Source organism: Mesorhizobium sp. M2C.T.Ca.TU.002.02.1.1 (assembly GCF_003997225.1).
Window position 1 is genome coordinate 1 of record NZ_RZTO01000363.1, and the last position, 5,876, is coordinate 5,876.

The 5,876-nt window shown below is 64.6% G+C and carries 6 protein-coding genes and 1 pseudogene; 2 read left to right on the plus strand and 5 right to left on the minus strand.

All coding sequences use genetic code 11. The features are described from left to right. Positions 1-1,210: aspartate aminotransferase family protein (locus EOD07_RS19280; protein WP_164772357.1), on the minus strand; the 1,210-nt coding region annotated here is incomplete at its 3' end. Positions 1,211-1,307: 97 nt separating this feature from the next. On the opposite strand from EOD07_RS19280, the gene EOD07_RS19285 reads away from it, so the two are divergent. Then, the gene (locus EOD07_RS19285) at positions 1,308-2,168 is read left to right on the plus strand and encodes a LysR family transcriptional regulator (RefSeq protein ID WP_127236603.1); all 861 of its coding nucleotides are present in this window, start codon (positions 1,308-1,310) and stop codon (positions 2,166-2,168) included. A gap of 172 nt (positions 2,169-2,340) precedes the next feature. After that, complete coding sequence (locus EOD07_RS19290; protein WP_071030731.1) at positions 2,341-2,784, plus strand: thioesterase family protein; 444 nt, start codon at positions 2,341-2,343, stop codon at positions 2,782-2,784. 68 nt (positions 2,785-2,852) lie between these two features. Here EOD07_RS19290 and EOD07_RS19295 read toward each other — a convergent pair whose 3' ends face one another. From EOD07_RS19295 to EOD07_RS19310, 4 genes and pseudogenes are all read right to left on the minus strand, one after another. Then, positions 2,853-3,914: an ABC transporter ATP-binding protein gene (locus EOD07_RS19295; protein WP_127236604.1), complete on the minus strand. Its 1,062-nt coding sequence runs from the start codon at positions 3,912-3,914 to the stop codon at positions 2,853-2,855. A 7-nt stretch (positions 3,915-3,921) separates the two neighbouring features. Continuing rightward, entirely contained in the window at positions 3,922-4,734 is an 813-nt protein-coding gene (locus EOD07_RS19300) for a carbohydrate ABC transporter permease (protein WP_040985766.1), read from the minus strand. Beyond that, on the minus strand, positions 4,734-5,615 hold the full coding sequence (locus EOD07_RS19305; protein WP_127236605.1) for a sugar ABC transporter permease: 882 nt from the start codon (positions 5,613-5,615) through the stop codon (positions 4,734-4,736). The genes EOD07_RS19300 and EOD07_RS19305 overlap by 1 nt, the downstream gene beginning before the upstream one ends. A gap of 74 nt (positions 5,616-5,689) precedes the next feature. Further along, a pseudogene (locus EOD07_RS19310) lies at positions 5,690-5,876 on the minus strand (sugar ABC transporter substrate-binding protein); the annotation flags it as partial.

Below are 5,876 nucleotides of genomic sequence, written 5' to 3' on the forward strand. Positions count from 1 at the left end.
CGCCGCCCATGCCGGGAAGCTTGACGATGTTCATGCTGAGCCCGCGCCTGAATGCCTCCGCGGCAATCTTCGCGCCGAGCTCGTGGTCGGGCTCGCGGCTCTCTCCGTTCTTGATGATCTCGACGCCCAGCATCAGGCCGCGGCCGCGCACGTCGCCGACGCATTCATAGCGTTGCTTCAGTTCGGACAGTCCGTCGAAAAGCCTTTTGCCGAGATGGCGGGCGCGCTCGACGAGGCGCTCCTCTTCGACGACATCGAGCACGGTCACGCCGACTGCGGCCGGGAGCGGATCGGACACATGGGTGGTGTAGAACAGGAAGCCTCGCTCATGCGCGGTTTCCTCGATCTCGGCGCTCGTCATGACAGCCGCCAGCGGAAGGCCGGCGCCGATGGTCTTCGACAGAGTGAGGATGTCGGGCGTGACGCCGTCGCGCTGGAAGGCGAACATATCGCCGGTGCGGCCGACGCCGGTCTGCGCCTCGTCGAGGATGAGCAGCATGCCGCGTTCGTGGCATTTCTGCTTCAGCGCCGCGAGATAGCCCGGCGGCAGCTCCAGCATGCCGCCGCTCGACAGGATCGGCTCGGCGATGAAGGCAGCCAGGCTGCCGGTCGACTGGCTGTCGACCAGGGCGAAGGCATCGTCGAGCTCGGCCGCCCAGTCGAGCGAGCCGTCTGCCTTCTTGAAGCGCGGGCGAAAGCTGTTCGGCGCCGGAATCGCGATCGAGCCGACCGCCGCAGGCCCGTAGCCCTTGCGCCCGGCGCTGTAGGTGGCGGAAGCGGCGACCCCGGTCATACCGTGCCAGCTCTTGGAGAAGGCGACGATCTCGTGCTTGCCCGTCACCAGCTTGGCCATGCGGATGGCCGCCTCGTTCGACTCGGCGCCCGTCGAAAGCAGGAGCGCCCTGTCGAGGCCGGGCGCCAGCGCGGCGAGGCGCTCAGCAAGCTCGACGACCGGGCGGGACAGCATGCCGCTAAAGAGATGCGCCACGGTTTCGACCTGGCGGCGCACCGTCGCGACGATCCGCGGATGCGCATGTCCGAGCAGCGCGCTCATCTGGCCGGAGGTGAAGTCGAGTATCGGCCGGTCGTCGGCGTCGTAGACGAACGAGCCTTCGGCGCGCTCGATGATGGCGGGCTCGAAGGCGCCGCCATAGCGGATGAGGTGCTTTCGCGCCGCCGACCAGAAGGCATTATCCAGATTTCTCGACATCTCGCAGCCTCGCCAAAAATGCAGACCCGAAGATTAGCGGCTGGCGCTACAGCAGTAAAATTGATAGATATTGGACTCCGATATCAATGGAATTGATATGGCCGCACCCCTCGATCTCAAATTGCTGTCAACCTTCGTGCGCGCGGCGCATTCGGGAACGCTCAGCGCCACGGCCGTGCAGGTCGGGCGCACGCAATCGGCGGTGACGATGCAGATACAGCGGCTCGAGGACGCGCTCGGTGGCCAGAGCCTGTTCCATCGAAGCGGCAGCGGCGTGCGCCTGACCGGCAGCGGCGAACGCTTCCTTGCCTATGCCGAGCGCATCCTCAAGATCCACGACGAAGCGGTTTCGGCTTTTTCCGGCAAGGGCCTGCAGGGCTCGATCATCTTCGGCAGCCCGGAAGACTATCTGAGCGCCTTCTTTCCCACGCTCTTGAGAAGCTTCGGCAGCCTTTATCCGGACATCGAGATCAAGGTCGTGGCCGCGCCGACCGTCGAGCTCCACAACCTGCTGCATGCGCGCCAGGTCGATCTGGCGCTCGTCTCCATTCCGGACGCGAGCGCGTCCAGGGAGGTCGTGCGCACGGAAGCGATGGTCTGGGTCGGCAGCAAGCCGACACTGGAGCTGCACGAGTTCGGCGAGACCGTGCCGCTGGCCTTGCCGGCATCGAACGCCATGGACCACAAGGCGGCCTGCGATGCCATATCCCGTGCCGGGCTGCGCTACAAGATAGCCTATGCCAGCAACAGCCTCACTGGCCTGATAGCCGTGGCGCGCTCCGGCCTTGCGATAAGCGTAATGACGCAGAAGGCCGTCCCGCCGGACCTGTTCATCCTCAACGCGCCGCTTCCGAGACTGTCCCGGCTCGGCGTCCTGATCGCCTTCGCCGAAACCACGAGATCGCCGGCCGTCGAGGCGTTCGCCAGCCACATTCGGGGCATCCTGCCGTCGCTGTAAAAAAATCGACCCGTCAGAGGTCCGGCAATCGATAAAGACATGCGTAAAATCAAAACCCTAAAGCGCATGGAGCGAATCTGAAAGATCGCGACGCGCTTTAGGCTCTCCACGGAGACAACCAATCCCCGCTGGTCTAGATGTGGTCGCATCGGATAAATTATCGGGAACAAAGATGATCTTACTGACGAGAGCTGTGGTTCAACCCTGGAATTGCGACATGATGGGCCACATGACGACGCGGTTCTACGTCGCCTTCTTCGACGACGCCATCAACATCCTGCTGGGACAGGCGACCGGCTGGGCGCCGACGACGCCCGAATGGGCCGACAGGGGGTGGGCCGACGTCCGGCATGAGATCGACTTCGTCGGCGAGGTGCCATCGGGGGTCATCGTGGAAATCTACGGCACGGTCCGCAGTGTCGGCCGCACCTCCATCCAGACGGACTACGAGATGCGCAGGCTGCATGGCGGCGAACTCGCGGCGAAGCTCGCCGCCAAAACGGTTTTCTTCAATCTTGCGGAACGGAAATCCACCCCGCTGACGGAGCCCATGCTCGAACGCCTGAAATCCTGGATGGCCGCCGCCGATGCGCCAAGCCATGGCGGCGGCGCTTGAGCTGAGTCGATGGCGGCTGATGACCAGGGAAGGCTGCCGGCAGGGATCGGTCAGCAGCGGACGCCTCGCTAGCGGATGCGGTTGCCCTCGGCGTCGAAGATGCGGGCGCGGGTGGGCTGGAAACGCAGCGTTATCGTCTCGCCGAAGCGCGGCTGATCCTCGCGGCGTTCGGCGACGACCGTTTCGCCGGAGGGCAGCGCGCCGTGGACGTATGAGGTCGAACCCAGCCGCTCGGTGACGTCGACGGCCAGAGAAAGCGTCACGCCTTCCTTCTCGTCGAGATGTTCCGGGCGGATGCCGAGCGTGACGATGCGGCCGTTATCCAGCCGAGCCTTGAGATGCGTAATGTCCACTCTCGCTTCGCCGGCCGTGAGCGCCTTGCCGTCATCGACCACCGTCGCCTTGAGGAAGTTCATGCGCGGCGTGCCGATGAAACCAGCGACGAAGGCGTTGTCGGGATCGTCATAGAGCGACAGCGGCGTGCCGGTCTGCTCGATCTTGCCGGCCTTCAGGACGACGATCTTGTCGGCGAGGGTCAGCGCCTCGGTCTGGTCATGCGTGACATAGACCATGGTGCGGCGGATCGACTGGTGCAGGCGCTTGATCTCGGCCCTGAGCTCGGTGCGCAGTGCGGCGTCCAGATTGGACAGCGGCTCGTCGAATAGGAAGAGGCGGGGGTCGCGCACCAGCGCCCGGCCGATGGCAACGCGCTGACGCTGGCCGCCGGAAAGCTCGCGCGGCAGACGCGATAGCAGCGGCTCGATCTGCAGCAGGCGCGCGACGCCGGCGACCTTCTCGTCCGAAGCCCTGCGATCGAGCCCGCGCATCTTGAGCGGGAAGGCGATGTTCTGCGCCACCGTCATCGTCGGATAGAGCGCGTAGGACTGAAAGACCATCGCGACATCGCGTTCCCGCGCGGGCAGGTTGGTGACGTTGCGGTCGCCGATGACGATGCTGCCGGAGTCGATTGGATTAAGCCCGGCCACGGCATGGAGCAGCGTCGACTTCCCGCAGCCGGACGGGCCGAGCAGCACGACGAAAGAGCCCTCCTCGACCTCGACCGAGACGTCGTCCAGCACAGGGACCGCGCCGTAGGATTTCGAGACCGACCGTATCGAGAGTTTCGCCATCGGTTGTTCAGCCCTTCACGCTGCCAAGCGTCATGCCGCGCACCACCTGTCCCTGCACCAGGACGCCGAGCACGATCATCGGCAGCATGATGAGGGTGGCGGCGGCGGTCAGCGCGCCCCATTGGATGCCCTGGAATGTCAGGAACGAGGTGATCGAGACCGGCAGCGTCTGAGTGTCTCGGCCGGTCAGCACGAGCGCCACGAAGAACTCGTTCCAGGTGAACAGCACGCACAGGATGAGCGTGGCTATGATGCCGCCGCGCGCGGCCGGCAGATACACATGCCAGAAGATCGAAAACTCGCGCGCGCCGTCGACGCGAGCGGCATCGCGCAACTCCTTCGGGATGTCGTCGAAGAAGGTGATGAGCAGCGAGATGGCGAAGGGTACGTTGACGAAGGCATAGGCGGCGATCAGCAGCCAGTGCTTGTTCAGCGCGCCGATGCGGGTCGCCAGGTAATACATGGGGATGACGAAGAGCAGCGCCGGCGCGATGCGCAGGCTGAGGATGAATTTCTCCCGGGCGCGGCGCAGCTCCGCCGGCTGCTGCGCCAGACCATAAGCGGCGACCGAGCCGACGGCGACGGCGAGCGCGCTGGAGAGGATCGAGACGATGAAGGAATTGGCGAAGGCGCTAAGGAAGCCGCGATTGGCGAACACCGTGCGATAGTTGTCGAGCGTCGGGCTGAACAGCCAGACGGGCGGAATGGCGAAGGCGTCGCGCGTCGTCTTGAAGGAGGTGACGACGACCCAATAGAGCGGGAACAGCACCGCAAGCAGAAGCAGGGCCAGACCGACATAGAACAGCGCGCGCCTGGCCATCAGCGGTCCCCCGTCTTCGGGAAGAGCACGCTGTACATGGTGAGCAGCGCGACATTGGTGAACACGGTCAGGATGATGGCGATAGCCAAGGCGTAGGAGATGTCGAAATTGGTGAAGGCGACGATATAGCCGTAATAGTTCAGCGTCTCGGTCGACAACGCCGGCCCGCCGCGCGTCATGATGTAGAAGAGGTCGAAGGCCTTGATGCTGTCGATCGCCCTGATCAGCGCGACGATGGCAAGCGCCCGGCGCAGCATGGGAAGGAGCACGTACCAGGTGACCTGCCATTCGCGTGCGCCGTCGACGCGGGCGGCGTTGAGCGGATCGGTGGGCGCTGATTCAAGCGCGGCCATCACAAGCAGGATGACGAAGGGCGTCCACTGCCAGATGTCGGCGACCAGTACCGAAAACAGCGCGATCCGCGGGCTGCCAAGCCAGTCGACCTGGGCGATGCCCACCAGCGACAGAAGATAGTTCGCCATGCCGGTGGCCGGATCGAAGAGGAAGCGCCAGGTGAGGCCGACGACCACAGGCGTCATGATGATCGGCACCAGAAGCAACGTCCGCACCAGCCGCTTCATGGCGAAGTCGCGGTCGAGGAAGAGCACGACGGCAAGGCCGAGCGCGATCTCGATCACGGTCGCCAGCACGGTGAAGAGCACCGTGCGCCAGAGCGCGGCCATGGCGCGCGGATCGCCGAGGAAGCGGGTATAGTTGTCGAGCCCGACGAACTTCTCGCGCCCTGCCCGCATCAGCGAGAGGTCGTGCAGGGAAATCCAGATGACAAACAGCGTCAGCGCCACCGACGCTACCGTCAGGCAGACGATGATCGGCTGGGAGAAATGCCTTGTAGGATCGGACGCTGCGGCCACGGGTCTCATCATCAATCCATGAATGCAGGGAAATTCACCCTGCCGCGCACAGGGAGCGCACGCGGCAGGGCGCGCCTCTCGACCTAGCGGGCGAGCGCGGCGTTGTTAGCTTCGTCGGCTTCCTTCAGGGCGTCGGCCGCGCTTGCGGTTCCGGCGAGCGCCTTGGAGACGGCGATGCCAGTGTTGTTGATGATCTCGTTCGCCTGCTCGACCGTCGGCAGATATTGCGGGTTGCCGGCGTTGATGGCCGCGATCATGCCTTCCTTGAAG